This window comes from Microbacterium sp. NPDC078428 (assembly GCF_044542535.1).
Classification (GTDB): domain Bacteria; phylum Actinomycetota; class Actinomycetes; order Actinomycetales; family Microbacteriaceae; genus Microbacterium; species Microbacterium limosum.
Genome location: NZ_JBITUP010000006.1, coordinates 110,393 through 133,149 on the forward strand (window position 1 = coordinate 110,393; position 22,757 = coordinate 133,149).

At 64.3% G+C, this 22,757-nt stretch carries 30 protein-coding genes; 16 read left to right on the forward strand and 14 right to left on the reverse strand.

The window, feature by feature from the left end:
* Positions 1-51 precede the first annotated feature (51 nt).
* Positions 52-423 carry a rhodanese-like domain-containing protein gene (locus tag ACIGCK_RS11910; RefSeq protein WP_396666347.1) on the reverse strand — a complete coding sequence of 124 codons (372 nt, stop codon included), beginning with the start codon at positions 421-423 and terminating at the stop codon, positions 52-54.
* Between the two features lie 200 nt (positions 424-623).
* Between ACIGCK_RS11910 and ACIGCK_RS11915 the strand changes: the two genes are divergently transcribed.
* From ACIGCK_RS11915 to ACIGCK_RS11925, 3 genes are all read left to right on the forward strand, one after another.
* Entirely contained in the window at positions 624-1,172 is a 549-nt protein-coding gene (locus ACIGCK_RS11915; RefSeq protein WP_396666348.1) for a DUF4395 domain-containing protein, read from the forward strand.
* A 326-nt stretch (positions 1,173-1,498) separates the two neighbouring features.
* Positions 1,499-1,720, forward strand: a complete 222-nt coding sequence (locus ACIGCK_RS11920; protein ID WP_396666350.1) for a type II toxin-antitoxin system VapB family antitoxin — start codon at positions 1,499-1,501, stop codon at positions 1,718-1,720.
* Complete coding sequence (locus ACIGCK_RS11925; protein WP_396666352.1) at positions 1,717-2,121, forward strand: VapC toxin family PIN domain ribonuclease; 405 nt, start codon at positions 1,717-1,719, stop codon at positions 2,119-2,121. Before ACIGCK_RS11920 ends, ACIGCK_RS11925 begins: the two co-directional genes overlap by 4 nt.
* Here the strand turns inward: ACIGCK_RS11925 and ACIGCK_RS11930 are convergent.
* Positions 2,118-2,630 carry a recombinase family protein gene (locus tag ACIGCK_RS11930; protein WP_396666354.1) on the reverse strand — a complete coding sequence of 171 codons (513 nt, stop codon included), beginning with the start codon at positions 2,628-2,630 and terminating at the stop codon, positions 2,118-2,120. The two genes, ACIGCK_RS11925 and ACIGCK_RS11930, sit on opposite strands and share 4 nt — an antisense overlap.
* Positions 2,631-2,809: 179 nt before the next feature.
* Between ACIGCK_RS11930 and ACIGCK_RS11935 the strand changes: the two genes are divergently transcribed.
* Positions 2,810-3,118, forward strand: coding sequence for a hypothetical protein (locus ACIGCK_RS11935; RefSeq protein ID WP_396666355.1), 309 nt, complete (start codon positions 2,810-2,812; stop codon positions 3,116-3,118).
* Positions 3,119-3,184: 66 nt separating this feature from the next.
* Here the strand turns inward: ACIGCK_RS11935 and ACIGCK_RS11940 are convergent, their stop codons facing one another.
* The 7 genes from ACIGCK_RS11940 to ACIGCK_RS11970 form a co-directional block, all read right to left on the reverse strand.
* Entirely contained in the window at positions 3,185-4,300 is a 1,116-nt protein-coding gene (locus tag ACIGCK_RS11940) for a hypothetical protein (protein ID WP_396666357.1), read from the reverse strand.
* Between the two features lie 197 nt (positions 4,301-4,497).
* Complete coding sequence (locus ACIGCK_RS11945) at positions 4,498-5,373, reverse strand: hypothetical protein (RefSeq protein WP_396666358.1); 876 nt, start codon at positions 5,371-5,373, stop codon at positions 4,498-4,500.
* Between the two features lie 3 nt (positions 5,374-5,376).
* A complete protein-coding gene (locus tag ACIGCK_RS11950; RefSeq protein WP_396666360.1) occupies positions 5,377-5,715 on the reverse strand; it encodes a hypothetical protein in 339 nt (112 codons plus the stop codon).
* Positions 5,716-5,825: 110 nt separating this feature from the next.
* Positions 5,826-6,212, reverse strand: a complete 387-nt coding sequence (locus ACIGCK_RS11955) for a hypothetical protein (RefSeq protein WP_396666361.1) — start codon at positions 6,210-6,212, stop codon at positions 5,826-5,828.
* Between the two features lie 442 nt (positions 6,213-6,654).
* The gene (locus ACIGCK_RS11960) at positions 6,655-7,887 is read right to left on the reverse strand and encodes a hypothetical protein (RefSeq protein ID WP_396666363.1); all 1,233 of its coding nucleotides are present in this window, start codon (positions 7,885-7,887) and stop codon (positions 6,655-6,657) included.
* A gap of 159 nt (positions 7,888-8,046) precedes the next feature.
* Positions 8,047-8,259, reverse strand: a complete 213-nt coding sequence (locus tag ACIGCK_RS11965; protein WP_396666477.1) for a DUF2188 domain-containing protein — start codon at positions 8,257-8,259, stop codon at positions 8,047-8,049.
* 320 nt (positions 8,260-8,579) lie between these two features.
* A complete protein-coding gene (locus tag ACIGCK_RS11970; RefSeq protein WP_396666365.1) occupies positions 8,580-8,834 on the reverse strand; it encodes a DUF3892 domain-containing protein in 255 nt (84 codons plus the stop codon).
* 821 nt (positions 8,835-9,655) lie between these two features.
* Here ACIGCK_RS11970 and ACIGCK_RS11975 point away from each other — a divergent pair.
* The 3 genes from ACIGCK_RS11975 (at position 9,656) to ACIGCK_RS11985 (ending at position 11,880) form a co-directional block, all read left to right on the forward strand.
* Positions 9,656-9,835, forward strand: a complete 180-nt coding sequence (locus ACIGCK_RS11975; RefSeq protein ID WP_005050722.1) for a LysE family transporter — start codon at positions 9,656-9,658, stop codon at positions 9,833-9,835.
* A gap of 420 nt (positions 9,836-10,255) precedes the next feature.
* Complete coding sequence (locus ACIGCK_RS11980; RefSeq protein ID WP_005050723.1) at positions 10,256-10,969, forward strand: alpha/beta fold hydrolase; 714 nt, start codon at positions 10,256-10,258, stop codon at positions 10,967-10,969.
* An 80-nt stretch (positions 10,970-11,049) separates the two neighbouring features.
* The gene (locus tag ACIGCK_RS11985) at positions 11,050-11,880 is read left to right on the forward strand and encodes an alpha/beta fold hydrolase (protein WP_289508574.1); all 831 of its coding nucleotides are present in this window, start codon (positions 11,050-11,052) and stop codon (positions 11,878-11,880) included.
* A gap of 51 nt (positions 11,881-11,931) precedes the next feature.
* On the opposite strand, the gene ACIGCK_RS11990 is transcribed toward ACIGCK_RS11985, so the two are convergent.
* A complete protein-coding gene (locus tag ACIGCK_RS11990) occupies positions 11,932-12,660 on the reverse strand; it encodes a class II aldolase/adducin family protein (protein ID WP_138173429.1) in 729 nt (242 codons plus the stop codon).
* Positions 12,661-12,805: 145 nt separating this feature from the next.
* On the opposite strand from ACIGCK_RS11990, the gene ACIGCK_RS11995 reads away from it, so the two are divergent.
* Genes ACIGCK_RS11995 through ACIGCK_RS12025 form a run of 7 tightly spaced genes read left to right on the forward strand, consistent with a single transcriptional unit; the run spans position 12,806 to position 18,201 of the window.
* The gene (locus ACIGCK_RS11995; RefSeq protein WP_005050729.1) at positions 12,806-14,200 is read left to right on the forward strand and encodes an aromatic-ring-hydroxylating dioxygenase subunit alpha; all 1,395 of its coding nucleotides are present in this window, start codon (positions 12,806-12,808) and stop codon (positions 14,198-14,200) included.
* Complete coding sequence (locus ACIGCK_RS12000; protein WP_138173431.1) at positions 14,197-14,790, forward strand: 3-phenylpropionate/cinnamic acid dioxygenase subunit beta; 594 nt, start codon at positions 14,197-14,199, stop codon at positions 14,788-14,790. The genes ACIGCK_RS11995 and ACIGCK_RS12000 overlap by 4 nt, the downstream gene beginning before the upstream one ends.
* A complete protein-coding gene (locus ACIGCK_RS12005; RefSeq protein WP_138173433.1) occupies positions 14,787-15,101 on the forward strand; it encodes a hypothetical protein in 315 nt (104 codons plus the stop codon). The genes ACIGCK_RS12000 and ACIGCK_RS12005 overlap by 4 nt, the downstream gene beginning before the upstream one ends.
* Positions 15,102-15,115: 14 nt before the next feature.
* Positions 15,116-15,310 carry a ferredoxin gene (locus ACIGCK_RS12010; RefSeq protein ID WP_005050734.1) on the forward strand — a complete coding sequence of 65 codons (195 nt, stop codon included), beginning with the start codon at positions 15,116-15,118 and terminating at the stop codon, positions 15,308-15,310.
* Between the two features lies 1 nt (position 15,311).
* The gene (locus ACIGCK_RS12015) at positions 15,312-16,535 is read left to right on the forward strand and encodes an NAD(P)/FAD-dependent oxidoreductase (RefSeq protein WP_138173435.1); all 1,224 of its coding nucleotides are present in this window, start codon (positions 15,312-15,314) and stop codon (positions 16,533-16,535) included.
* A gap of 39 nt (positions 16,536-16,574) precedes the next feature.
* Positions 16,575-17,351 (forward strand): IclR family transcriptional regulator, encoded by a 777-nt coding sequence (locus ACIGCK_RS12020; protein ID WP_252370903.1) that lies wholly within the window; start codon positions 16,575-16,577, stop codon positions 17,349-17,351.
* Positions 17,352-17,367: 16 nt separating this feature from the next.
* Positions 17,368-18,201 (forward strand): aldo/keto reductase, encoded by an 834-nt coding sequence (locus ACIGCK_RS12025; protein WP_138173439.1) that lies wholly within the window; start codon positions 17,368-17,370, stop codon positions 18,199-18,201.
* Positions 18,202-18,295: 94 nt separating this feature from the next.
* Here the strand turns inward: ACIGCK_RS12025 and ACIGCK_RS12030 are convergent, their stop codons facing one another.
* From ACIGCK_RS12030 to ACIGCK_RS12045, 4 genes are all read right to left on the reverse strand, one after another.
* Positions 18,296-18,532, reverse strand: coding sequence for a hypothetical protein (locus ACIGCK_RS12030; RefSeq protein ID WP_138173441.1), 237 nt, complete (start codon positions 18,530-18,532; stop codon positions 18,296-18,298).
* Between the two features lie 185 nt (positions 18,533-18,717).
* A complete protein-coding gene (locus ACIGCK_RS12035; protein ID WP_175987716.1) occupies positions 18,718-19,464 on the reverse strand; it encodes an rRNA methyltransferase in 747 nt (248 codons plus the stop codon).
* A gap of 8 nt (positions 19,465-19,472) precedes the next feature.
* Positions 19,473-20,303, reverse strand: coding sequence for a TrmH family RNA methyltransferase (locus tag ACIGCK_RS12040; protein ID WP_212743493.1), 831 nt, complete (start codon positions 20,301-20,303; stop codon positions 19,473-19,475).
* Positions 20,290-20,772 (reverse strand): GyrI-like domain-containing protein, encoded by a 483-nt coding sequence (locus ACIGCK_RS12045; protein WP_138174566.1) that lies wholly within the window; start codon positions 20,770-20,772, stop codon positions 20,290-20,292. The genes ACIGCK_RS12040 and ACIGCK_RS12045 overlap by 14 nt, the downstream gene beginning before the upstream one ends.
* A 247-nt stretch (positions 20,773-21,019) precedes the next feature.
* Between ACIGCK_RS12045 and ACIGCK_RS12050 the strand changes: the two genes are divergently transcribed.
* Together ACIGCK_RS12050 and ACIGCK_RS12055 are read left to right on the forward strand one after the other, a co-directional pair.
* Positions 21,020-21,898, forward strand: a complete 879-nt coding sequence (locus ACIGCK_RS12050; protein WP_396666371.1) for a GyrI-like domain-containing protein — start codon at positions 21,020-21,022, stop codon at positions 21,896-21,898.
* A gap of 181 nt (positions 21,899-22,079) precedes the next feature.
* Complete coding sequence (locus ACIGCK_RS12055) at positions 22,080-22,691, forward strand: LysE family translocator (RefSeq protein WP_138174570.1); 612 nt, start codon at positions 22,080-22,082, stop codon at positions 22,689-22,691.
* Positions 22,692-22,757: the final 66 nt, after the last annotated feature.

A 22,757-nucleotide genomic window follows, 5' to 3' on the forward strand; every position in this document is an offset into this window, starting at 1 on the left:
GGTCGTTCCGGTTTTCCAGGTCCGCGCCGTGAACAGTGAGGCCGGCCGACGTCACCGGACGATGGCAAGACCTGTGGCCCGTTCGGCCTCGGAGATCCCGCCCGCGTCCTGCACGTCCAGTCCCGCATCCTCCATCGCGGCGACCGCCTGCGCGGATCGGTTGCCGGTCTGGCAGTAGACCACGTACTCGTCGTCGGGATCGAGCTCCGCGATGGCCGCGTCGAACTGCGGGGATTGAAAATCGATGTTGATGGCGCCGTCAAGATGCCCGCCGGCGTACTCCGCGGGTGTGCGCACATCGACGACGACCGTGTCGTCGCCGATGACTATGGAGCCAGGCGCCGTGGCTGCGCAGCCGCTCATCACGACGGAGAGAGCGAGGGCCGCGCCGAGCGCGACGGCTCGCAGGCTACGCCGCGGCATAAGGGTGACCCCCGCACCGCTGATCAGCCGGGACTCCGTAGAGTGCCTCTTCCACATGCTGACCGCAACCTTCCCACGTTGCTTTGCCGCACTGCCCACACGTCACACGAGCACACATCTCCTGCGCCTTTCATCGGATCGGATTCAATGGGCGTAATACCCCCAGGGGTATTATAGAGCATATGCACTCATCTCAGTCGGTGAAGGAACCGCCTGTCGTCGGTCGGTGGGTCGAGGGGCTCGATGTCCCGGTCGTGAACGAACGCACGGTGCGGGCATCGGCGGGGATCCTGTTTCTGGGTGGGTTCTCGGCGTGGCTGTGGAGCGTGATCACGGGGGATCTGCAGCCGATGCGGATCTTCGGCATGGCGTTCGCCATCGAGATGATGCTGCGGCTGTTCGTCGGAACGGCCTTCACGCCGACGCTCGTGCTGGGTGCGTTGATCACGCGCCCGCAGCGCCCGGAGTGGGTGGAGTCGCGGTCGAAGCTCCTTGCCTGGCGCCTCGGTTTCGGAATGTCTCTCGCGGGATGCTTCAGCCTGGGGTGGCTGGGCTTGCCGGCGATCATCGCTCAGGTGATCTGCGGGATGTGTCTCCTGCTGCTGTACCTGGAGGCGGCCTTCGGGATCTGTGTGGGATGCGTCCTCGCGCAGCGCTTCGCGCGTCGCAAGCCGCAGCTGTGCGCGGGTGACACCTGCACCTACACGCCGCCGGCGAAGGGTGAGCAGCACTCGATCCTCCGTGACTGAGCCCGGATCACGACGGCTGGGCAACGGTATCCCGAAGCTCGGCTGGGTAGGCCGGTAGGCGACCGCACCATCCGGATGCCGGCGGCCACCATCAGAGGCCCGGAGGCTCCGACGCAGTTGTGCGGGGTGGACTGCGTCGACCGCGCGAAACCTAAGCGGCGAGCTCCAAATACCCGGCGGTGGTCGATCGAGGACCTGCTTGCGTGCGTCGCGCGTAGGAGGGGGCTTCTTGGGTATGGGCTCGATGGAAGCTGCATGCGCTTGAGATCGATGCGGCGGCGGGCAAAAGGTCTATATAGTGCTCTATATAGACCGGAGGAGGGGTCATGACCGTCACGTCAATCGACATCGACCCGAACAAGCTGCGCCAAGCGAAGGAGCTCGCGGGCACGACCTCCAATCGCGAAACGGTGGATCTCGCCCTGCGCACTCTCATCGCCGTCCGTCGCCAGCCGGCAGCCGTCGAGCGGATCATCGCCCGTACGTTCGAGCCCGACCAGATCGACGCGCCGACGATCCCGCCGGCGACGGCGATTGCCGGCCAGTGACGGCCTACCTCGTCGACAACAGCATCTGGCAGAAGGCCTCGACGAGCGAAGCGATTGCGACAAGGCTCCGGGAACTCTCGCCCACTCACCTGATCATCACCTGCCCGCCGCAAGTCCTCGAGTACTGCGATTCGGCTCGGAGCCCGCAGGAGTACCAAGAACTCCGCGCGGACATGGAGCAGCTACTGCCCGCATGGGAACACCCCCACGAGCAGCAAGCCCTGGACGTTCAGCAGGCGCTGTGGGACACCGGGCTCATGCGAGCGGCAGCGGCGTTCGATTGCCTGATTGCGGCGTACGCGGTCGTCAACGAGGCTGTCATCCTGAACTCCGACCGCGACTTTGGGTTCATCGAGATCGCCACACGGGGCGCGGTCCGGCAGGAGTACGTGGCACCCTAGGGGACTTCCGACCTGATCAGTAGAGCTGTGGCAGATCGGACCGGGCCGCGGCCTCGGGCCGACAGCTTGGGCTGCTTGCCCTTCAGATGACCCTTCGCCCGCGCCACCGCCATCCCTTCCTTCGTGCGCATGCTGATCAGGTCGCGTTCGAACTCGGCGACCATGGCGAGCACGTTGAAAAGCAGCCTCCCCACCGGGTCTGTGGGGTCATACCTGCTCCCGCCGAGACTGAGCGCGACGCCTTTCGCAGTCAGTTCGTCGGCGATGTCCCGTGCGTCCCTCACCGATCGGGCGAGCCGGTCGAGTTTGGTGACCACGAGCATGTCACCTTCCCGGACGGCGGCGAGCGCTTCGCGCAGTCCGGGCCTGGCCCGGTTGGTGCCGGTGCGCCCATGATCGACGTAGATGTTCGAATCGAGGATCCCCAGTCGCAGCAGTGCGTCTCGCTGCGAAGTGAGGTCTTGATCCGCTGTGGAGACCCTGGCGTAGCCAATCCGTATTCCGTTCATGCCGCCGACGGTGCCACCGTCAGCGCAGAGGCGCACCCAAGCTATCCACATGCGGGCATCGCCCGGTAGGGGAGCCGTCGCGAGCGGCTATTGGTGCGCGCGGTCGGTATCCCCTTCCGGGTACCGCGCACGAGCGAGGAGAGCATGCACCGTGGTTAACGACACGCGATGATGGGCACATGGATGCTGCGACTCGACAGACCGCCCAGGCCCTCATCGACTTCTACGCCGGCTTCGTTGCGAGCGACGACGAGGCGGAGCAGCGTGCCGCCTTCGCAACTTCCATGGCGGCGCTGAACGAGGGCGATGCGCTTATCGCGACGATGAACGCGGACGGCGAGCTCACGCTGGACTTCACGCGCCTTCTGCTGGCGACGGGAGTGGCCCTTCAATGGATGATGGAACGTCTTCAATCCGCGACAGGCGAGTCGTCCGAAGTGCTCACCTTCGAGCTTCGGACGTTCATCGACGGCCTCACCGACGACTGACGGCTCCCAAGTCTGACCCTTCAGGGGGTGCTGTCCATTGGCGAAGCGCTCAGCGCCGACCCGAAGCTACGCCAAGGTGCTTTCTAGCGGAAGAACGAGGACCACGGCCGCCGGGTCCAAGCCGGCTGCCGCGTAGAGTTGGGGCAAGTCAGCGTCGGGCGTGCCTTGCAACAGCAGAGCCGCCTTGGCGATGTCATGGGACGCCTGAATTGATTGGCCATCGGCCAGCGAGGCGTAAAACCGAGCGGCGTATGCGATCGCGTCCCCATCCGCGATGGAGTCGGCGTGTCCGATCGCGAACGAAGCGATACCTCCGACCAGTTGTCGTGCTTGAGCTGCAGAGGAGCAGGCGTTCAATACGACTAGAAGGGGTGGTTCGTCGACGGCGCGCAGCACCGCTGCAAGCGTGTCGGCAGCGACGACCTCCCCGGCGTTGGTTCCATCCGTGTCCTGCTCGAAGACGATTACTGCGCTGTTGCCGTGACCGGAAAAATGGACAACATGTGGACGCCCCTGGGTCAGTCCGTTGAGCAGATCCTCGCCGGTGGCGGCGGGACGGAGATCGAGACTGACGGACTCCCGGCCAGAAGCGAACTGAACCGCATCCTTGATCCGCTTCTGCTCACGGGCGACGCGAAGTTCTCCTTCGCCGGACGAGGCGAGCATCAGCAACCGCAACTTCTCCTGCCGCGGTTGGCGAAGGGCTGCGAGCTGGCGCTCGTGATCACCGATCTGAGCCGTAAGTTGGGCGTGTAGTCGAGCCGTGGCGCGAGCATCCTCAGCGGCGCGGCGCTCGCGCTCCCGCTCGGCCTGCGTAGCTTGCTGGAGGCGCTTCCTTTCCTCAGCCTCACGCTTTCGCTCCGTTGTCTTTCGTTCAGACGCCTCCGCGTCGGCGAGCCGCTTAGCTAGTGTCGTCTCCTCCTTCAGATATGCGGCAGCCTTCGCCTGCCAGCTGGCCGACTCCTTGGCAGCAGTGTTCGCCTCGCCCTCATGGCGAGCGGCGTCTCGCAACTTCATCCGGGCGGTGGATTCAGACTTGCTCCCCAAACCAGCAGCGCGCTCGCGCGTCGCCATGGCTCGCTTGTCAGCTTCCTTGGTCCGTGCGGCAGCTGACCTCTTCTCCGCGTCCAAACGTTGGGCACGCTTGCGCTCGAGCTGGGAGCGATAGACCGAGGAACTCATGCGCCGAACCTACCTGTGACCGGCGACGCCGCGTTCGAGACTCCGCCGAATACACGAACGGATCCCCGAGCGGGCGATGAACGTGTCCGGGGTGTTCGCGGGCATTCCGCGTGATGACTCGGAGGCTGTCGCTGGCCATGGGGCAGTCTGCCTGACGCCGAGGTCTACCGCCGCGCTCGGACGACCGATCGTTCGCGCTACCGCGGGTTCTTCCAGGCAGGTTCTGCCAGGTAGCGGACAGCAGGACCGCCATCGCGTTCCTGATTCCACTCCTTAGCTCGGGGGAAGTGCTCATGCCAGCCCGAGATCAGGTCGGCAACCGCGCTGAACAGCGGCCTTCTGCGAAGGGCTTCCGCACTGCTGGCTGCAAACGCATCCTTGCTCTCGGACTCGAATACCAGCATGCCGATCTTGTCGTCGGCGGCGGAATCGACTCGAACCGCCAGGATGCTGCGCGAGAGCATAGTGAGTGCACGCGCCTCCTCTGCGGTAAATCCCTCGGAGCTGACCAGCTCCGCTTCCCACTCCTCTCGGGACTCCACATCAAAGTTGCTCCGTGCACTCTGGCGCGCCCAAGCCTGGCCGATCACGCCCTTCTCGAGGGGATAGGTCCGTCGCCCGCGACGCTCCAGGGTGGGATTGACGGAGCGACGAGACAGCAAGACGAAGCGATCCTGTTCTACGGAATACGCGGAGACTCTGCAGGAAGGATCTGCGATTGAGCGGTCCTTGAGGAGATGCATCAATAGGGAGTCGAGCGCCGCCTGAAGCGCGGCCTGCGCTTGGCGTAGGTCGTCCTCGGCGAGCGCCTGATCCTTCGCGAGTTCGGAGTAGCGCGGTCGCAGCCATGTGAAGTAGCCCCACATCCACACCGCAATCAGCACCACCGCGCCGAGCAAGAGCAACACCGAAGGAAGCGACCAGAGAGAGTCACGGTCTTGCACTGTCCACAACGTAAAGAGAACAGACGCGGCGGCCCCGAGCGCGGGGTTTGCAAGATTGCGCAGCTCGACTAGGAACCAGTGCGTCTTGGCTTCGCCGGACGTGATTGCGGGCCGACGCTCGTGCTTCATCGCTTACGCGCCGACAAGCAGGGTGCTAGTCCTCTTCCCCCGCGTCGATTCGTTCGCTTGGATCCCGTTCAATTCCTCGAGGGCTGCCTGTAGTAGCTCGTCGGCGGTGCCTTCAACATGCTCCGGATCCATGCCGACGAACCTCAGGCCGACCTGCACGGTGGCGCCGACAGGCCGCACAAAGTACCCGCGGACTGCTCCAGCACCCTGTGCATCAATCGCAGAGCGCAGAGCCGCGTCCAGGTGCTCCGCGATCCCAGCCACAGCATCAGCATCGACACTGGCGAATCGCACGGTGGTGGTCAGATCAATGACGCCTGTCTCAGTCCCCGTAGCGGTCATGACCTCATCATATGGTCAGCCACCCACAGGGCTCCTTAGCCTTCACGGATGGTCAGTTCGAGCTCGTCGCCGGCGGCCCGGTACGGGATCCATGTGCGGGCAGAGCGCGATCAGGGGGCGTTGCCGTGCAGCGCTTCGGATGAGCGGCCGACGTCCAGATCTTCCTCGAGCGAACAGGACACCGTCACTCCCCCGAACTTCGAATCGGCAGGATCTGCGTTCTCCCACGGATGCCAGCGCAGCCGGTGGCCTGCTGCCACCGCGGCATGCAGAGCGTCGTAGGCATTCGCGCCGATCTCGACGTCGATGATCCTGGCCGGATCGAACAGATGCTGCTTGTCAGCAGGGATGCGGTTGAAGAGCTCCAACTCCCACGAATCCGCCGGCAAGACGAGCACTCCTGCATCGCGAAGCAACGCACGAAGCTCATCAGCCAGCGCCGGCGTCCCGGTCCAGAGCAGTGTCTCCCGCGGCGTCGTGGTCACCTCGATGATCATGGCGCCATCGTCGCATGTCCTTGCACGCGCCGGGCTCGTAATCCCCTAGCGGGCAGGCTAAATGACGGGGCCGATGCGTGCCCTGGCGTGGTCGCCGGTGCATTCACGTCGTCCGGTAGTGCGTCTAGGTAACATCACTCGACTGAGGTTGTCGACTCGCGGAGCTGCCGGTGCTCGCGGATTCCCGACAGTCCCCAGGGCGTGGGTGTCAGAACCTCCAGGTCACCGATGCGGGATGGCGACCAGATGAGGATTCCGGCGCGACCATCTGCAGCCACGACATCGATGTTCCGCAATGCGATTGAACTCCTCCTCACCCAAAGTGAGCCAATTGAGCACGGCACCTCCCGATGCGAAACTACCGTGGCTCACCGGCGCCCCATGGTCGACCCTCCGCTCGGACGGCCGGTCGCTCACCGCACAAATTCGGGCCGTTCGCGACTCACCCTCCGTCGCGGGAGCTCTTCAGGCGCGAACCCGTCGGTGTGCCGTCCGCATCCAACATCCGAACAACACAGCCCGCTTTGACGTCGTCAAGTGTGAGATGTCTTGGGGGCGCGAGGCTATAACCCTTCCCCGGCGCGAGCTGATCCCACCCATTCGCGTCCTCGTCCAACGAGGACGCCCTCGCGGCTAAGTCTGGAAGCAAGGCCATCAACTCGTCCAGACGGCTGATAACTGCGGTCCCGTGACGTTGGGGAGCCTTCGTTCTCCGCACCAGGTCCACGGCGTCCTTGTCCGCCACAACGACGTCGCAATATGGGATCGCAGTACTGAGCGCGTCGACATCGCGCAGCATGTTCCAGTCCCAGCGGCGGTTGGAGTTTCGATAGATCTCGAGTTTCATTTCTGCCGAGATCCTCAAGGTCGGAACACGTTCGACGAAGGCCACGGCCCGCTCGCGAGACTTGATGCCGTCGGCGTTCGGACTGATCGCTGAGAACGAGAGTCGGTACTCAGCGAACAAAGAGTTGAGCAAGTCGAGATACTCGTGGCTCAGTTCGCGGGCGAGCAACCACACCCGCAACTCTGACGGTGCCGGTCGTTGATCCTCAGCAAGCCTCGCTTCGAGCAGCTGCTCCCAAGCCAACCGATTCCCCGCCTCGGTTTCGTGTGCACGCGGGTGTTTGTAGCCGTCCTCCGCCAGGATTGCCAGGTCCTCGTCGGCGGGACCCGCCAGCATCGCAGCCTCCGCGTGCTGATTGATCTGGCGCAGCCAGATCGGGTCAACTGACGCGACGACGCGGCCGTCGGAGTCGACGACACGAAGGAATGCGTGCACGCCTCGAAACGCCCAGTTGAACCCGACGCCCAATGGCTCGATGGCAGGAGGACGGAACGTCGGTCGTCCGACCGTTTCGTGAAGCGCAGATAGGAACTGCTGACGAACGAGGTCCGTCTGGCAACGCAACGTGCGCATTTGGCTGACGGTCGCCATGACCGCAGCGAGATCACCGCGCTGGGTTGGGTCCGTGATCCGGAGCGTCTCCTCGTAGTGTGTGGCCGACAGTGGAAACGCGACGCCGGCGGCGCTCGCCGCCCGGATCGTGTTCAGCGCAACGGTGTCTGCCACAGCGCGAGGTCGTCCCGCTTGCGCCAGTGCGAGACGAATCCAGACCCACTGGTCGAGATAGACCGTCGGCCTCGATGTTCTTGCTGCGAGCGTCGTGGACACAGGCTCATCTTCCCGACCGCTGCCGACATCGCCGCTGATCTAGCTTCGGGCGTGGTTGCAACGGCTCCTACGAGAGGTATCGGCGGGGTGACATCCCGAACGGCTGGCGAGTGAGCGAGGCCGGCACCACTTCCCCTTGGTTGCCGACCCCGCCCTAAGTTAGCCGTGGACGTTCCGAGGGTCGTTTCCCTTCGGGATCGTGTCCTTGGCCCGAATCGCCCCGTTTCGGCCGTGTATGTTCAGTTCGCCACCGCCGGCATTCCCGACGATGTCTCGTGCACGGTCGATCGCGTCGGATTGTCGATGGTGGTGAGAGGAGGCTCGAGCTCCTCCGGGCTTCACGACATCCCATCCGCCATTCGGATTGGGCACGACATGTCGGTCATTGCTCTTCGTCAATTTCCATCACCTCCTTCCTGGACTCACGTAGACGGACGTTGACATCTCGAGGCGTCTGGCGGGAGTCCGACACGCTCCCGCACGGTTCGCGCATGGCAAACATGGGGCCAGCGCTCAGGATCAATCCAGGCCCGCCCAAGAGCGTGCAACCCTGGATCCGGAGGCCCTCGGGTCCCCGAGTCCTCTGTTCCCGCACCTCACGCCAGATGTTGATTCTGGCTCTCTCCCCTGGCGGAGCGCTTCGCGGGAAGTCAGTGCCCACGGCTACCGGTCCGCACGCGGCCCGATCCCCTCTATAGCGGTGGCAGATTGTCCAGGTTGTTCTTCGTCGTGGTATCCGCCGTCGTCTTCAGAAACTTTCTTCCAGCGGAAGTCTGGGCGACGAAGACGTCGGCGCGCTGCGGGCAGTTGACGTAGAACGTGTTGGTGCGCGACTCGATCGTTGCGACGACCTGTGCAACGGGCCAATCCCACTGCCCCCTCACGCCGACATGTGTGATGTCACCGCTCCGGTCTTTCCGGACATTCTTGATCTCGGCATCTGCCACGACGTTCTCCGATCGTTCCGTCCTCACTCGCTGCGAGGGCGGGTCCACCGTGGCAGAAGCGTCCGACATCGCGGCAGCACGGCGGAGCCACCGACTCCTGCGCGCAACCCGGTCCACTTGAGAGCGATGCTCGGTTGAGGCCTGTCGTGTACGGGCCGGAGCACGTGCGATTGCCGGTCGCTGTGCGTTCGGAAGAAGCTGCGTGACACGCAGAGACGTCAACGTTCGCGAGCGGTGCGCGATTGACCCGTCCACTCGATACCCGGTAGTCGGTCCCTATGCGCACGCATACGCTCACCGATGAGTTCACCCAAACGGCGGGCACCACTGCAACGAGGTTCACGCCAACCACCGTCGGGAGGGTGCCATCTCGGCGCGGAACATACACGCGGCTCAATGCCCCGAAATGTCCATATGGACATCGCATGGACATTTCATTCGCGAAATGTACATTCCAAGAAATACCTACAACTGGTGTGGGTTCCCGCTCGAGATGGCATGAACCCCTCGCGATTCCACGGTAGTTGGCAACGGTTTCAGGGCCAGGATTCCACGCGAAATGGCATTTTCCTACAGTTGGTCCGACTCAACTCAGATGCCCGCTTGCGGCAGGCAGATCGACCTAGAGTGTGTTAACGAGTGAGCAGCCGCGCCGTTCAGAGGCGAGGGCGATCGCCGACGGGGCGGCTCACTCTTCTCCTCATCCCGGTGTTGCTCAGCGCGACCGGCGTCCTCGATCTCCGCATTCCTTGGCCGTGGCTCCATGGCGAGTCCGCGGGGGATCGTCCGGTCGAGCACTCACCCCTGAGAGCCCTGTCAAGGTGAGCTGGACCGGGACAGCCGCTGGAGTGCTCTATCTCGCGTGGCTGGCGTCCGCAACCCTGCGCCCCGGCGGCAACGGGCTATTCGAGACACAATCCCACGCGCGCGACTCCCGGTCGAAGCTGTTCCGGATGGGGCTCGTCACCAACCTGCTCAACCCCAAGGCCGCTGTCATGTAACTCGCGATCATCCCGCAGTTCATAGATCACGGGCAGGGAAACACGACCGCTCAGGGATTCGTTCTCGGCGGAGTTCAGATCATCGTCAGGATGATCGTCAACTCCCTCATCGTGCTGGGCGCCGGCACAATCTCCGGATTCGTGTCGACGCGACTCACATGGATCCGGCACCCCGCTCGGCGCAGTGGCGGTCACGCTGGCCAGAGAGGTCCCGCAATGCATCTCGCCCCTGAACCGGGCGATCATGCTGCAGGACCTCCGTGAGACGCCGCTCAGATAGACCGTCCTCCGGAAGCTCGACGAGTACGAATGACCCTTTCTGAAGGGATTGAACAGGACTGTTGTTCTGCACAGATTCTGCTAGGTAGAGTGGGATTCCATCCGACGGAACCCGCCGTCGGTGAACAAAGGAGTTCCAGAATGCGCATCGTCTTGGTTCATGGAGGTTGGCAGGGTGGTTGGGCGTGGGACGGCGTTGTCGCTGAGCTCACGAAGGCAGGCCACGAGGTATGGGCCCCAACCTTGCAGGGTCACGGTGACAACGACGACCGTGCAGGTGTCACGCTCTCGACCATGGCGGACAATCTCATCGGCCGGATCGCCGACAAGGGGTGGGACCGGTTCGTCGTAGTCGGCCACAGTGGCGGCGGCCCGCTCATCCAACTCGTAGCTGAGGCGATGCCGGAGCAGGTGGAGCAGGCGATCTTCATCGACGCGTGGGTACTCGCCGACGGCGAGTCGATCAATGCGATCCTCCCCGCCGAGTTGGCGAATTTCGCCCGTGGCACAGCCGCGTCCTCGCCCGACCAGAGCGTGCCGATCCCGCCGCAGCTATTCATGACGGCTTTCTTGCAGGACGGATCGGAGGAGCTTCACGCGCAGGTCGAGCCTCGTCTGGTGCCGTCGCCTGGCGGTTGGCTCGACGAGCCGATCCGTCTTCGGACGGCCGGCACCGGTGACGTGCCGAGCGGCTACATCTTCCTGCAAGAGGATCGGGCTGTGCCGCAGGAGTTGTACCGCGCATCAGCAGACCGGCTCACGAACCCCACGACCGCGAGCTCGCCGGGGAGCCACCAGGCAATGTTGACGCGCCCTGTGGAACTGGCAGCAGCCATCGTCTCCGTCATGTCGTGACGACGTTTCGCTCTTTCGCGACTTCCGCTGGGACCGTCGCTTACGCCGAATGGCTGCCCGGCGGCCCCGCCCGTGCGACGGTGCTGCTCGTTCACGGCGGGGGGGTGGGCCCCGATGGCTGGAGTCGAGCGATCGGCGGGCGACCCGGGTGGGCGCCCCGTCTCGCCGAGGCCGGATACCGCGCGGTCGTGATGACGTGGCCTGGGTTGTCGGCTGGCGGCGCATGGGACCCCGACACGCCGCTGGATGGGGCGGCGGTCGCCGGCGCGATCGTGGAGCTAATCGCTGCGCTCGGCGGCCCGGTTGTCCTCGTGGTCCACTCCATGTCCGCCGCTTTCGGCTATCGGGTCGCTTTCCACCATCGGGATTCACTGATCGCCCTAGTCGCGCTGGCGCCCGCTCCCCCCGGGGATATCCAGCCCGAGCCCGCCGTGCTGGAAGAGGACGCCGATCACATCGTCGTCCAGGGACGCCCGCTCACCTGGAGGCTTCCCCGTCGCGGCTGGTGGCATCCCGGACCAGAGTTCATCGAGGCGAAGCTGGTCGGTGCGAGCGAGCAGTTCCCACCCGGTCACCTGGACGAGCTCCGTTCACAGCTGGTGCCAATCCCAGCCGGGCTCCTCCTCGAGCGGCAGAACGTCCGCGGTGCGCAGGTCCACATCGGCGACAGGGAGTTGGACGGCCTACCGACCCTCGTGATGGTCGGTACCCACGACACCGATCATCCGATCGAGTCGGACCGCGCGACTGCAGACTGGCTCGCCGAGCGGGGCGGCGATGTCAGGTTCGTCGCGTTGACGGCAGCGAACGTGGCTGGCAACGGCCACATGCTGATGCAGGAGTCGAACAGCGATGCGGTGCTCAACCTGGTGACGGAGTGGCTCGGTCCAAATGTACGCCCGCGGCGGTGAGGATGGTGCAGTTGATCGCGACCCGGGCTCCGGACATCTGTGATGGCCTGACTACAGCAGGAGCCGTTGCTCAGCAAGTTCCTGCAGCAGGAATCGCCAGAGATGCCCGTCGTTGAATGCGTCACCCAGGTCGGGCAGGTCGGCGAGGTCGTTGTCATCGATCGGTATAGGCTCGGCCCCTGCCTGCAGAACGGCGAGGTGCACGCGAGCGAGGCTGTCGACATTGATCGCGCGGATGACGGCCTGCGGGACGCTCTCGCCGACGGCCGTGAGGCCGTGACCGCGCAGGATGCCGACCGGCCGCGTGCCGAAATCGTCCGCCATGGCCGTCGCGCGTGCGTGGTTGCGGATCAGCGCAGACGAGGGGTGCGCGGGGATGCCGTCGCGCGCCATCCGCATAGCGGGGATGTTGAAGGCACCGACAATCGGTAGCAGTGTCCGTCCGGTTAGCGAGAACGCGACGACAGCCGGCGGATGCGCGTGGACGACGGATCGGGCCGCAGGATTGCGGCGCAGCAGCTCAAGATGCAGAGACAGCTCGTTCGGCGCCCGGTACCCGCCGGCGAGCTCGAACGATCCCTCGAGGGGCACGGCGAGGATGTCGTCGGCGGTGGTGAAACGCAGCCCTCGCTCCTGCGGTCCGCGGGCTCGGATGAGGACGGTGTCGTCGTCGACCCGCAGGCTGACGTGCCCGAGGATGTCGTCCACGAGCCCCCGGACCGCGAGCACGCGGCAAGCATTGGCGACGAGCATGCGTTCGTCGACGTAGTCGTTCATCATCCACTTCTCCTTCGAGGCGTGATCTCCGATTGCGAATTCCTGGAAAATCTAGCAGAATCAGATTCTGTCTTAAAGAAAACCGGTCTCGACCGACATCATCTTCAAGGCGCGGAATAGGACTCTGACATCAGGAAGCAGCGGCCCAATGGCGAGCAAGACGACGATCTTCGAGGACGTGCGGCGCGGCATGATCCCGGCGCACATCTATAACGACGAGGAGATCTTCGAGCAGGAGAAGAGCAAGCTCTTCAGCCGCGCGTGGATTTTCGTCGGACATGAATCCGAGATCCCTCAGCCCGGTGACTACGTGGTGCGGCATGTGCTCGACGACTCGTTTATCGTCGTGCGCGACGAGAGTGGTGAGATTCGGGCGCACTTCAACATGTGCCTGCACCGCGGGATGCAGGTATGCCGCGCCGAGGTCGGCAACGCCTCCCACTTCCGTTGCCCCTACCACGGGTGGTCATACCGCAACGACGGCCGGATTATGGGCCTCCCGTTCCACGAGGAGGCCTACGGGGGTGAGGCAGGGTTCAACAAGAAGGGTGCACGACTGCTCCCGGCGCCGAACCTGGACACATACAACGGTCTGATCTTCATCAGCATGGACCCGAACGCGCCGACCCTGCGGGAATACATCGGCGACTTCGCGTTCTACCTCGACTACTACACCGGGCAGAGCGCCAAGGGCATCGAGCTGCGTGGCCCGCAGCGGTGGCGCGTCAACGCGAACTGGAAGATCGGCGCCGAGAACTTCGCCGGCGACATGTATCACACGCCCCAGACCCACACCTCGGTCGTCGAGATCGGGTTGTTCCGTGAGCCGAAGGCGGAGAAGCGCAAGGACGGCAACACGTACTGGGCCGGCAACGGCGGCGGCACGACCTACAAGCTCCCGCCGGGCAGCCTCGAGGAGCGGCTGCGCTACGTCGGATATCCCGACGCGATGATCGAGCGGATGAAGGAGCAATGGTCGCCTGAGCAGCTCGATGTGATTGGCCGTGACGGGTTTATGATCTCAGCGGCATCGCTCTTCCCGAACATGAGTTTCGTGCACAACTGGCCGAAGGTGGAGGACGGGGACGACGTGCTGCCCTTCATCTCGATCCGTTCGTGGCAGCCCATTAGCGAGAACGAGACGGAGGTCTACTCCTGGTTCGCGGTCGATGCCGAGGCGCCGGAGGAGTTCAAGGAGCTCTCGTACAAGGCCTACCTTATGTGCTTCGGTAGCACGGGAATGTTCGAGCAGGACGATGTCGAGAACTGGGTCTCGCTGACCACGACTGCCAAGGGTTCGATGGCTCGACGGCTCCTGCTCAACAGTCGGATGGGGACTCTCAAAGACGACACTCCGGTCGTCGCTGCGCTGACGCCTGAACAGTTCGCCGGTCCAGGCGTCGCGCACGTTGGTTACGGCGAGTACAACCAGCGTCATCTGCTCGATCGTTGGGCCGACTACCTCGACACCGATGACGAAGTCGAGGTGCAGGTCGCGAGCATCGGTACAGGCATCACCAACAACGGGGAGGCACCCGCATGATGAACACCGAGACCGGTGTCCAGATTTCCGGGCAATCGCCTCTCGGCGCCCACGCCACGCGCGCCGATCGAGTCGGGCGGTCCCTACTGTTCTCCGACGAACTGCATCTCGAGGCGCATCGTTGGTTGATTGAAGAGGCTTACACCCTCGACGAGCAACGGTACGAGCACTGGCTTGAGACGCTTACAGAGGATATTCACTACATCATGCCGGTGCGTCAGACGACGGCTCTCGGGTCTTCCTTCACGACGGCGAGGGGGATGTCGCACTGGGACGAGAATAAGTACTCGCTCAGCCGCCGGGTCGCGCGATTCCTGACTGAACACGCTTGGACGGAGGACCCTCCCTCACGCCTGCGTCACTACGTGACGAACGTGCGTGTGTTCCTGTCCTCGGTCGAGGACGAGCTCATCGTCGACTCCGCCGTCCTGCTGTTCCGCAGCCGGGGAGACGTCAACGAGCCGTCAATCATCTCCGCTCACCGCGAGGACGTATTGCGTCGCGTCGGTGACGACCTGCAGTTGGCACGTCGGGTGATCATGGTGGACGAGTCGGTGCTCCGCACCCAGAACCTGGCGATCTTCCTGTGAGCGGCCTCGACTGGGAGGGTGCCGACGTCGATCGTGATGCCGCGGCGGCTGCGGCGGCGGAGCGCGAGCGTCTTGTCGCCCGCACCGTCGGAGAGCCGCTCGTCATCGCCAACGAGTTTTCGGAGATCGAAGTGCGCCGCGTGGAAACTCACAACGGCACGAGGCTACTGATCGACGCCCCGAAAACTGGCCAGTGGATCGCGATCGACCCCATGGAACTCGAGGCCCTGACCTGGCAGACCACGCAGACGTTCTCCGAGATGATCGCGCGGCCTGACCAGCCGATGTTTCCCGAAATGCGACCGCAGTAGAAAAGGAGAGACCGATGGCACGGATCATCGCCGACCGCAGCGCCTGCCAGGGCTACGCCAATTGCGTTGTCGCCGCGGGCGACTACTTCGACCTAGATGACGACGCCCTAGTGATCGTTCTGCGCGAGGACCTGCCCGACAGTGACCGCAAGCGAGTAGAGGAGGCGGCGCGCAGCTGCCCCGTCTCCGCCTTGGTTGTGGAGGACTGACGTGTCGCGGGTCGTCATCGTCGGCGCCTCTGTTGGTGGGCTCAAGACCGCCCAAGCCCTTCGAAGCGAGGGATTCGAGGGCGAGATCGTCCTGATTGACCAGGAACGCCATCCCACCTACGACAAACCTCCGCTCTCGAAGAAGTACCTCACCGGTGAGACGGCGCGACACGAGATCGAGCTTCTCTCCGAGCACGAGACGCGGGGGATCGGAGCCATCTCAATCTTCGGCACGCCCGCGGCATCCCTCAACCTCGAAGGCCAGGTTGTGACGCTCGAGGACGGTACAGCCGTCTCATACGACACACTCGTGATCGCCACCGGGTCACGCGCCCGTCGCTCTCCGTGGGGTGAAGGTGAGCATATTCACTTGCTGCGTACCAGCGGCGATGCCGAGCGCTTGCGGGATGAGCTGGCCACAGCGCGGCACCTTGTGGTCATCGGCGCAGGCTTCATCGGGGGGGAGGCTGCCGCAACCGCGATCACGGCGGGCGTACGGGTCAGCATGGTTGACCCGTTCCCGGCGCCGATGTCGCGGGTGCTCAATGCCGAAGTCGGCCAGATCTTCAGCCGCAAGTATGCCCAGGAGGGCGTCGAGGAGTACTTCGGAAGGACAGTCGAAGGCGTCGAACAGACGGCAGACGGGGTGCGCGTGGTGCTCGATGGCGGCGAGATCATCGAGGCCGATGCAGCTCTCGTCGGTATCGGAGCTGTGGTCAACACAGAGTGGCTCGAGGGTTCCGGCATCGAACTCGACAACGGGGTGACCTGCGACTCTGGGCTGCGGGCCATCGGGCATCCTGAGATCTTTGCCGTCGGCGATATCGCACGTTGGGCGAGTGCGTCGCGCAACGTCTCGCTGCGCCTCGAACATTGGACCAATGCCGTTGATCAGGCTCGCGTCGTCGCACACAACATCGTCCACCCTGATGATTGCGAGGACTACGACACGACCGAGTATGTCTGGAGCGACCAGTACGACTGGAAGATCCAGGTGGTCGGGCGCACCGGCGCCGACGACATCGTCATCATCGGGTCCGAGGAGGACCAGCGCTTCGCCGTACTTTACTCGGAGAGTGACGACTCACTGACCGGCGCGCTCGTCGTCAACTGGCCGCGGGCGCTCGTTAGCACGCGGCGAGCGGTGGCTACGAGAACCGATCGAGCCGAGGTCGCGGCGCGCCTGACCGGCGACGGCGCGCGGTCGGTCACGCCCGCGGTCTGAGGATGGTCCCCGTGACCACAAGGCGATACGATTTCTGTTGTGCAGAAATCGCCCGGCGACGGTGTAGCGCCCCAATACCCGATCGAGTCAGTGGACAACGCACTGCGGTTGCTCATCCTTCTTGGCGAGCGTACGGAGGTAAGGCTGACCGACGTCAGCGCCGAACTCGGGGTGGCGTCTTCGACGGCGCACCGCATCCTCGCAATGCTCATCTGGCGCGGATTCGCCCGTCAGGATCCGCGCACGAAGACCTACGGTCCGGGTCCGACACTCACGAGCGTGGCCTTCTCAATTTTCCGGCGCATGGATCTTCCGCGCCTGGCGCAGCCGATCCTCGAGGATCTCAGTTCCTCGATGGGCGAGACGAGCCATCTCGGCACCCTCGAAGGCGCGAACGTCCGCTTCATCGCGGCGTCCGAGCCGGCGGCGGCAGTCCGCGTCGCCTCACGCCTCGGACGGGAGATCCCGGCGTACGCGACCTCGACCGGCAAGGCGATGCTTGCCAGCCTGCCGACAGAACAGCTCGGGCGCTTGTTTCCAACGGACTCACTCCCCGCGGTGACCTCGCATACCGTTCAGTCCCTTGCGGACCTCGAGAAGGAACTCGAAACCGTTCGGCGCCAGGGCTACTCGACGAACCGCGAGGAGAGCGAGGACGGTGTGGCATCGGTCGCAGTCTCGGTCGCGAACTCAGCAGGCATCAATCTCGCCATCAACCTCGCTGCCCCAGTCCATCGTCTTCCGGTCTCGAAAGTCGCGACCTTCGGGCGAGCACTCAAGGACGCCTCGATGCGGTTGAGCGAGGCGTTGGGCTAATCACGGGGGTGCTCCAGTGAACCCCGCCCCGATCCCGCTCCTCCACGGACACTCGATTCCGCGTCTGGGTCTCGGCACGTGGCCGCTCAAGGGCGACGCGGTGCACGAGATGGTCGCGCTGGCGCTCGACATCGGCTATCGACTGATCGACACGTCTCACAAGTACCTCAACGAGGCCCCGGTTGGCGCGGCGATCCGAGAGAGCGGGATCGCTCGCGAGGAGATCTTCGTCACCAGCAAGTTCAACAAGGAGAATCACAGCGTAGATGGTGTCCAGCGCGCCTATGACGAGAGCCTCAGACGGACCGGGCTCGACTACCTCGATCTATTCCTCATTCACTGGCCAGTGCCTTGGCTCGACACCTACGTTGCGGCCTGGCGGGGTCTTGTAAGACTCGTCGAGCAGGGGCGGGTCGGGGCGATCGGCGTCTCAAACTTCAAACGACCACATCTGGAACGGATCGTCGCCGCTACCGGACGCGTGCCCGACGTCAACCAGATCCAACTGAGTGCCGACCTGGCGCGCGACGATATCCGTGATCTGCACAAGCGGTGGGGCATCGTGACCGAGGCCTGGAGTCCGCTCGGGCGCGGCGGCCCCTTGCTCACACATCCCGTCGTGGTAGACATCGCAGACCGGGTCGGTCGCACCCCCGCGCAGGTGTTGTTGCGGTGGCATGTGCAGCACAACATCGTCCCGATTCCGCGCGCGGACGACCCCAGACAGCTGCGGGAGAACGCGCAGATCTTCGATTTCAACCTCACTCACGACGACCTTGCGGAGCTGAGGAACCTCGATCGCGGTGAATCAGCGGCACGAGATTCCGACTCAAAAGAGAACGGACATTAGCGCGTTTCTCCCTGACTCGATCGCGTTTCAAGTTTCAGGGGCCGAGCGATCACGTCGAATCCGGAAACGATCAATTTCGGGATGCGTGCGGAGGCTAACCGTTGTCGAGCAGTTCGAGCAGCCGTGTAGTTACGCGCCAGGTTCGGACTGTCATCTGTTGAAACATCGGCATAGCGAGTACGCGCTGAACGCGGGTCTTGGTCGCTTGCGCGGCTACCCGCGAGAAGTACAGGACACCCGGCCCGATTGCCATCGCGTCGACGCCCTCGCGCATTTCGGGAAGATCTGCAAACGCCGCTTCGGCCGTGAGGGGATCCTTTACGAAGAACACTTCGCTGCGTAGCCGATCTGATCCGTGGTCCGATGGTGCTTGGGCGATAATCGCTGCTAGCTTCCAACAACGTCGCCGGCCAGTACGGTCGGAACCAAGACAGTGCTCAACGCTGTAACCGGGCTCTATGCAGCCCCACGAATTTTCTGCCCGAAGGAACAATGCTGACGAGCTACACGGAAGATTCAAACTCGATGCTGGAGTCGGCTGGCGATGCGGCAGAGGATGACTGCTCGGCTTCCGATTCGGAACCATGCGAGAGGTCGCCGGGGGCCGGTTAGGCGCACCTTGCGGGCGCGGGTCGTCACTGCGATCACGGTTCCCTCGTCGAGTACCTCTTCCAGCGAATTCAGCATGCCGTCGAGGCCTCGTGCAGCATCCGGTCCGTGCCACGCTGTCTGCTCGCCGTAGGGGATATCGGTGACCACGACATTGGGGCGTCGCCCGTTCAACGCGCGCCGGAGTTGTGCGGGGTCGAAGACGTCGGCTGGTGCGATGTTGTAGTCGAATGAGCCGTCGCCTGACGCGAGCCGGCGAGCGAGTCGCTGTGCAGCGGCGGCGGCATCGAGGTAGGCGGGTTTGCTCAGGCGCTCGGCGCGGGCCTGCAGTTCATTCGCGCGGGCGGTCATGCCGTGCTTGCTCAGAAGGGCGAGGTTCTTCCGGGCGAGTTCCAGCGCCGCGTGATCGACGTCGGAGCCGAGGACGCTGGTGATTCTGTCTCTATGCAGGAGTGTGAGAGTGGTGAGGAGGTGGCCGCTGCCGCAGCATGGATCCCATACCTGGGCGGTGGGGTTCGGGGTGAGCGCCAATGCTCGCTGGAACATCTCGCTGGCGAGGCGTGCGGGGAAGGCGGGGAACCCGGGGGCAGAGTGGAGCACGCCGCCGGAGAGGTCGGCGTAACTCTCTCGCGTGACGGCGTAGCGGTAGGCCATTCGCGTGCCTATGCCCGTCCGCGCTGGCGCGCGGCCTCGTAGAGAGCGATCGATGCCGCGTTGGCAGCGTTCAGCGAGCTGGCGGCGCCGCCGATGGGGATGCGTGCGACGACATCGCACGCATCGCGCCATCCCGCGCTGAGTCCGGCGTTCTCATTGCCGATCGCGAGCAGGACGGGGCCTGTCAGATCCACGTCGGCGATGTCGTCGGACCCGTTCTCGTCGGTTCCGACGATCGTGAGGGGGATGCCCGCAGCGCGTTGCTCCCGTACCCAGGTCACCAGTGGTTGATGAGATGGTTGTCGGATCACCGGCACCGCGAACAGCGACCCAGTGGAGGCGCGGACGGCTCTGGGGTCGTACGGATCTGCGCCGTGTCCGGTGACGATCAGGCCCGACCCGCCGAAGGCATCCAATGAACGGATGATCGTGCCGATGTTGCCGGGCAGGGAGGGGCGGTCGAATGCCATCCCGAGGAACGACGGCCCCATAGGTATGCGAGACAGCTGATCGTCCGGCACGGCGGCTACGGCGATCAGCTCGGGGGAGCCGTCGTCTTGGTCGCTCAACTGATGCAGCAGCTGAGCCGCGACGGCTACCCGCTCGCCTCCTGATCCTTCGATAACCTGTGCACCCCACCGCGACAGCGGCCGATCCGCGTCATAGAGGACTGCGCGGATCGGCCAGCCCCGCTCGAGTGCGAGGCTGATGGGGCGCACACCCTGCACGATGAACTCGCCGGCCCGCTGGCGCTTGTTGCGGTTGTGGAGCAGAGCTTCCCACTGTTGGAATCTTGCGTTCGGCCGGGAGACGCGCAGAGTTGGCTTACGCGCGTTCAACGGGAATCCAGACCTCGGCGGTTGCGGCGCGCTGCTCGCCTGGTCGGCGCTCAGTGACGATCGACGGCCCCGGACGCAGGCGCCACGGGTGTGACGGAAACCACTCGCTGACAATGTCCATCCAGGCCGACGCAAAAGGAGCGCCCGTGCGGAACACCGCCCATTTGCCGGCAGGAACCTCGATCACATCGAGGCGCTCAGGTGCGGGCGGAGCCGCATCGAGGGCGACACCGACCATGAACGTGAACCGACTGTTCACTGCGTAGTCGGCGTCGACCTCCGTACTCACCTGAAGCAGACCCGAGGGCTCCGAGCAGCCCAGTGCTCGGAGCCGCTCCACGTTCTCCGCAGACAGCGCCGTGATGTGTGCCTCGACATGAGGATTCCGGAATTCCGACACGACCGGGACGCACGCGGCGTAACCGATCAGGCGGAAGGCCGTCCGCTCGACGATACGGGCGTCTAACATGCTTCCCTTCAGCTTGGACTCTCGTGGTGCGAGACGATTTCCAGGGTGTTCGTCACGCCGGGTCCAGCGCCCGACAATTGGAGACCGATCAAGTCGGGTGAAGGCGCCCGGGACGCCTGATGGTGTGTGGTGTTGCGTGTCGTCGGACGTCGCCGGCCGTCACGAGCCGGCCCGCTCGGATCGGAGTCGCACGTTCGGACAAACCACTGCACCCCGGCAAGCAGAATTGGAATGAAGGGAGGCTTGTGTGATCAGTGAGCTCAACAGGCTCATCGAGGTCGTCGAAGCGGATCTGTCCGACGACCTCGACATCGGTGCGCTGGCTGCTTCCTTCGGCACCACGGAGTACCACTTGCGGCGGATGTTCGCATCGCTTGTCGGCATGCCGTTGTCCGAGTATGTGCGGCGTCGGCGGATGACGGTCGCCGCGGCCGACGTCATCGCGGGCGATCCGCTTCTCCAGGTTGCGGTTCGATTTGGTTATGGCTCGGCCGAGGCATTCGGACGTGCGTTCCGGGCGGTCCACGGTGCGGCGCCTATCGAGGTGCGGACGAACGGCGGCCCGCTTCGGTCACAGCCGCAACTCACGCTGCGACTGACTGTCCACGGCGCCACGTCGATGGACACGCGTATCGTGGATCGACCCGCGTTCCGGCTCGTCGGCCATGCTGCACGCGTTCCGCTCATCCACCGGAGCGCGAATCCTCACATCCAAGCGCACGTCGCTTCTCTGCCGGCGCACGAGCACGCGCGACTGACGGCGCTCGGCAACACGGATCCTCACGGACTGCTTCAGAAAAGCGCAGATGTCGATTCCGACTACACCGAGGGAAGCACACTGACCTATCTGCACGGCGTTGCCCGGGACGCCGCGACGACCACGCCGGAAGGACTCGACGTGATCGAGGTTCCTGCCGGCACGTGGGCTGTGTTCCGGGCATCTGGACCATATCCCGCGGCTCTGCAGGAGACGTATGCGGCATCGGCATCCGAGTGGTTTCCGTCGAACCCGTGGCTGCTGCGACCAGGCCCCTCGATCGTCGCGATCCTCGATCGCGCTGAAGACTTCCGTTCCGCGACGACGGAGTTGTGGCTGCCGATCGTCCGCCAGCGTGATGACGTGTAACCGCGACACGACCATGACCTCGCTACCCGAGGGGCGCGACTTCATGCCATCCCGATCTCGCGGACGAATGTCTACACGGTGTCCATCTGGGCGATTCGCTCGTCTTCGGCTGATCGCTCGTGTATTTCGGGATTACGCGGACGCGGTACTGTGCGGAAGCAACGACTCTCGAAGGACGACGATGAGCATTGCATTCCTGCTGACCACCCTCGTGGTGGTCGCCACCCCCGGCACCGGCGCCGTCTACTCGATCGCCGCTGGGCTCTCCCGCGGCGCAAAGGCTGGCATTATTGCGGCGTTCGGCTGCACCCTCGGGGTCATCCCTCACATGGTGGCCGCGATCACCGGACTGGCCGCGATCCTGAATGCCTCCGCGATCGCGTTCCAGACGATCAAGTGGCTCGGTGTCGCCTATCTGCTTTACCTCGCCTGGCAGACATTCCGCGACAAGACGATGATCGACGGCGACGCGAACCCCGCCCCGGTTTCGTTCTGGCGGGTCATCCGTACCGCCGTGCTCATCAACCTGCTTAATCCGAAGCTGACCATCTTTTTCTTCGCGTTCCTCCCTCAGTTCGTTCCCGCGGGCGAGGCGAAAGGCACGTGGCACATGATCTGGCTCAGCCTTGTGTTTATGGCGTTGACGTTCGTCGTGTTTGCGCTGTATGGGGTGTTCGCCGCGGGGATGCGCAACCAGGTCATCACGCGCCCGAAGGTCATGGCGTGGCTGCGTCGCACCTTCGCGGGCACGTATGGGCTGCTCGCCGGCCGTCTCGCCCTCGAAACCCGCTGATGCAGCTCAGTTCATGACTCGGCGCTGCGCGCTCATTTCCCTCAGCTCGCCGTCGCGACACTCACC

What these genes read in the sequence shown, in the direction of transcription:
- ACIGCK_RS11910 (WP_396666347.1), bottom strand. Translation starts at nt 423, where the DNA reads ATGCCGCGGCGTAGCCTGCGAGCCGTCGCGCTCGGCGCGGCCCTCGCT.
- ACIGCK_RS11920 (WP_396666350.1), top strand. Translation starts at nt 1,499, where the DNA reads ATGACCGTCACGTCAATCGACATCGACCCGAACAAGCTGCGCCAAGCG.
- ACIGCK_RS11930 (WP_396666354.1), bottom strand. Translation starts at nt 2,630, where the DNA reads ATGAACGGAATACGGATTGGCTACGCCAGGGTCTCCACAGCGGATCAA.
- ACIGCK_RS11935 (WP_396666355.1), top strand. Translation starts at nt 2,810, where the DNA reads ATGGATGCTGCGACTCGACAGACCGCCCAGGCCCTCATCGACTTCTAC.
- ACIGCK_RS11940 (WP_396666357.1), bottom strand. Translation starts at nt 4,300, where the DNA reads ATGAGTTCCTCGGTCTATCGCTCCCAGCTCGAGCGCAAGCGTGCCCAA.
- ACIGCK_RS11945 (WP_396666358.1), bottom strand. Translation starts at nt 5,373, where the DNA reads ATGAAGCACGAGCGTCGGCCCGCAATCACGTCCGGCGAAGCCAAGACG.
- ACIGCK_RS11950 (WP_396666360.1), bottom strand. Translation starts at nt 5,715, where the DNA reads ATGACCGCTACGGGGACTGAGACAGGCGTCATTGATCTGACCACCACC.
- ACIGCK_RS11955 (WP_396666361.1), bottom strand. Translation starts at nt 6,212, where the DNA reads ATGATCATCGAGGTGACCACGACGCCGCGGGAGACACTGCTCTGGACC.
- ACIGCK_RS11980 (WP_005050723.1), top strand. Translation starts at nt 10,256, where the DNA reads ATGCGCATCGTCTTGGTTCATGGAGGTTGGCAGGGTGGTTGGGCGTGG.
- ACIGCK_RS11990 (WP_138173429.1), bottom strand. Translation starts at nt 12,660, where the DNA reads ATGATGAACGACTACGTCGACGAACGCATGCTCGTCGCCAATGCTTGC.
- ACIGCK_RS11995 (WP_005050729.1), top strand. Translation starts at nt 12,806, where the DNA reads ATGGCGAGCAAGACGACGATCTTCGAGGACGTGCGGCGCGGCATGATC.
- ACIGCK_RS12000 (WP_138173431.1), top strand. Translation starts at nt 14,197, where the DNA reads ATGATGAACACCGAGACCGGTGTCCAGATTTCCGGGCAATCGCCTCTC.
- ACIGCK_RS12010 (WP_005050734.1), top strand. Translation starts at nt 15,116, where the DNA reads ATGGCACGGATCATCGCCGACCGCAGCGCCTGCCAGGGCTACGCCAAT.
- ACIGCK_RS12035 (WP_175987716.1), bottom strand. Translation starts at nt 19,464, where the DNA reads ATGGCCTACCGCTACGCCGTCACGCGAGAGAGTTACGCCGACCTCTCC.
- ACIGCK_RS12045 (WP_138174566.1), bottom strand. Translation starts at nt 20,772, where the DNA reads ATGTTAGACGCCCGTATCGTCGAGCGGACGGCCTTCCGCCTGATCGGT.
- ACIGCK_RS12055 (WP_138174570.1), top strand. Translation starts at nt 22,080, where the DNA reads ATGAGCATTGCATTCCTGCTGACCACCCTCGTGGTGGTCGCCACCCCC.